Source organism: Blautia glucerasea, assembly GCF_020537505.1.
Taxonomy (GTDB): domain Bacteria; phylum Bacillota; class Clostridia; order Lachnospirales; family Lachnospiraceae; genus Blautia_A.
Genome location: NZ_JAJBMO010000057.1, coordinates 1 through 2,748, shown reverse-complemented (window position 1 = coordinate 2,748; position 2,748 = coordinate 1). Strand labels below are relative to the sequence as shown.

Genomic DNA, 2,748 nt, shown 5'->3' with positions numbered 1-2,748 from the left:
AGTGCGACTCGTTCGCAGACGGTAAAAAGTCTGCGCACGAGCAACGGTTTTCCGTTGTTCGGAGAACTGGTAGTTTGATAGGTGGAATGACGGGGTAACGCCCTGAAACGCCTACCCTTGATGGGCGTGCATTAGCTGTAATGGCTGGTGTACGAAGCCCCATGACAAAGGCTGAGAGTAACCGTAACCACTGCCTAAAGTGGTCGAAAGCGGTCTGGAGGCAGACTGTGTTACCTATAAGCCGAGGGTCTATAAGATACCTATGGTTAGAATGTTCGCTTTGGCGGGCGGACTGACGAACCTGCGAATGTACAGGTCTAAAAGAAGACCACGCAGAAATGTGTGGGTGCGTTAATGCGCAGTCGGTGTGGTTTAGTAGAAATTGATCCTACGAACGACCATGCTGTGTTACAGGCACAGGCAAGCCGACAGGTCTATAGCAGGAACCTACGGGTATGTATGAACAGATAGAACTATCGGAACGAGGAAAGGCAGCAGATTCCGCAAGGAATAGTCTGACGAAAAACAATAAGCAGACGAACTGCTGCTGAAAAGTAGTGGTCGAACCTATGATGTGCTTGCGTTATGTGAGCTACGGAGGAATGGCCACAAGTCGGTTGAGATAAGCAGGCATTATTCAATCCAACATAAGGATTCGAGTAAGACCAAAAGGGTCACTTTCGCAAAAAGGAGGTGATGCCTTATGCCAAAGAAAAACAAAACTCTATGTGTAGATGACTTACGTCATGCCGAGTATTACGGTATGCAGCCAGTTTTTGATGAACTCTATCATCGAAGTTTGGAGGGAGAAAATTTTACCGACCTTATGGATTTAATTCTGAGCCGGGACAACATTCTTCTGGCATATCGGAACATCAAAGCAAACGGAGGAAGCTACACAGCAGGAACAGACAACAAAAACATCAGTGACATCGGGTGTTTACCGCCCGAAACAGTTGCAGAGAAAGTGAGGTTTATTGTCACAGGAAGTCAGCACGGATACCGCCCAAAGCCGGTAAGACGCAAAGACATTCCGAAACCAAACGGAAAAACCAGACCGTTAGGTATTCCCTGTATCTGGGACAGGCTGGTACAGCAATGTATCAAACAGGTCATAGAGCCAATCTGCGAAGCGAAATTCAGCGACAACAGTTACGGCTTTCGCCCGAACCGTTCCGTGGAACACGCCGTGCAGAAAACTTACACCATGCTTCAACGCATGAACCTGCATTATGTGATTGAGTTTGATATAAAAGGATTTTTCGACAACGTAAATCACAGCAAGCTAATGCGGCAAATATGGGCAATGGGAATACACGACAAGCAGTTGATTTTTATTATCAAGCGGATTCTGAAAGCACCGATTAGAATGCCAGACGGCACTACACTCATTCCAGACAAAGGCACTCCGCAAGGCGGTATCATTTCACCGTTGCTTGCCAATATCGTGCTGAATGAACTGGACAAATGGGTTGAGAGCCAATGGCAGAACCACCCTCTTGTAAAGGAATACGGGTATGAGAGGAAAATCAGAAACTCGATTACTTTTGACCGGAGCAAGGCATTCCTCAAAATGAGGAAAACAGGGTTGAAAGAAATGTATATCGTGAGATATGCAGATGATTTCAGAATTTTCTGCCGGAATAAAGAGGACGCTTTGAGAACGAAAGAGGCTGTAACGGCATGGATAACCGAGAGGCTGAGGTTGGAGGTATCGCCAGAGAAAACAAGGATAGTCAATGTTAGAAAACGCTATTCAGAGTTTCTTGGGTTTAAGATACGAGTCAGACCGAAAAGCAGGAAGTACATCGTGCAATCTCATATCTGTGACAAAAAGTTGGAACTGGAAAGGCAAAAACTGGTGGAACAGGCGAAACGAATTGCCCGACCTTCAGAGGGAAAAAGACCTTTGGACGAAATACGGCTGTACAATTCAATGGTTCTGGGAATACAGAATTATTTTCAACTTGCCACCTGCATCAGCATTGATTGCAGGAAAATCCACAGACAGGTCATGACAGTTTTAACAAATCGGCTCAATACAGAAACCGGGTGCAGACTTGTTCGAGAGGGCGGCGCAATGACCGAGAGCGAAAAAGAACGGTTTGGAAAGTCGGCAATGATACGGTATGTATCTGGAATCGACCAACCTATCTACCCTATCGCATACATCAAGAACAAGATACCGATGGCAAAGAAAGCGGCGGTTTGCAGTTACACGGTAGAGGGACGGGCATTGATACACACGAACCTAAGTATGAACTCATCTGTTCTATCAGGTTTGAGGAATCAACCGTCTATGGGGCGAAGCACAGAACTTACTGACAGCAGGATTTCACTATTCTCGGCTCAACGTGGAAAATGTGCGCTAAGTGGGGAACTCTTTGAAAATGCGGCTGACATAGTATGCTGGCTGAAAACACCGGCAGAATTGGGCGGCAAGGAACGCTATCGAAATATGATTTTGTTCCATAATAGATTTCTTCCACTCCTGCAAGAGTGTCCTAAGAATGAGCTAAAAGAGATAGCCGACACGATCAAGGCAACAAAGGAACTGATGTTAAAAGTGAACAGTCTGCGCCAGCAGGCTGGTTTGTCCGCAATAGAAAACTAACATTTCATTTGGTGATTGATTAAATGCTTGTGAAAACAACCGATGGAACGCCGGATGCGATGAAAGTCGCACGTCCGGTGTGGAGTGGGGGAAAATCCGGCGATAACTTCAAAGGATTACCTATCACTATAGGC

General features: G+C 46.0%; 1 protein-coding gene. It reads left to right on the top strand.

Annotation, left to right across the window (positions count from 1 at the left end; genetic code table 11):
• Positions 1-703: 703 nt before the first annotated feature.
• Entirely contained in the window at positions 704-2,614 is a 1,911-nt protein-coding gene (ltrA, locus tag LIQ05_RS19080; RefSeq protein WP_129795774.1) for a group II intron reverse transcriptase/maturase, read from the top strand.
• The last annotated feature ends 134 nt before the right edge of the window (positions 2,615-2,748 follow it).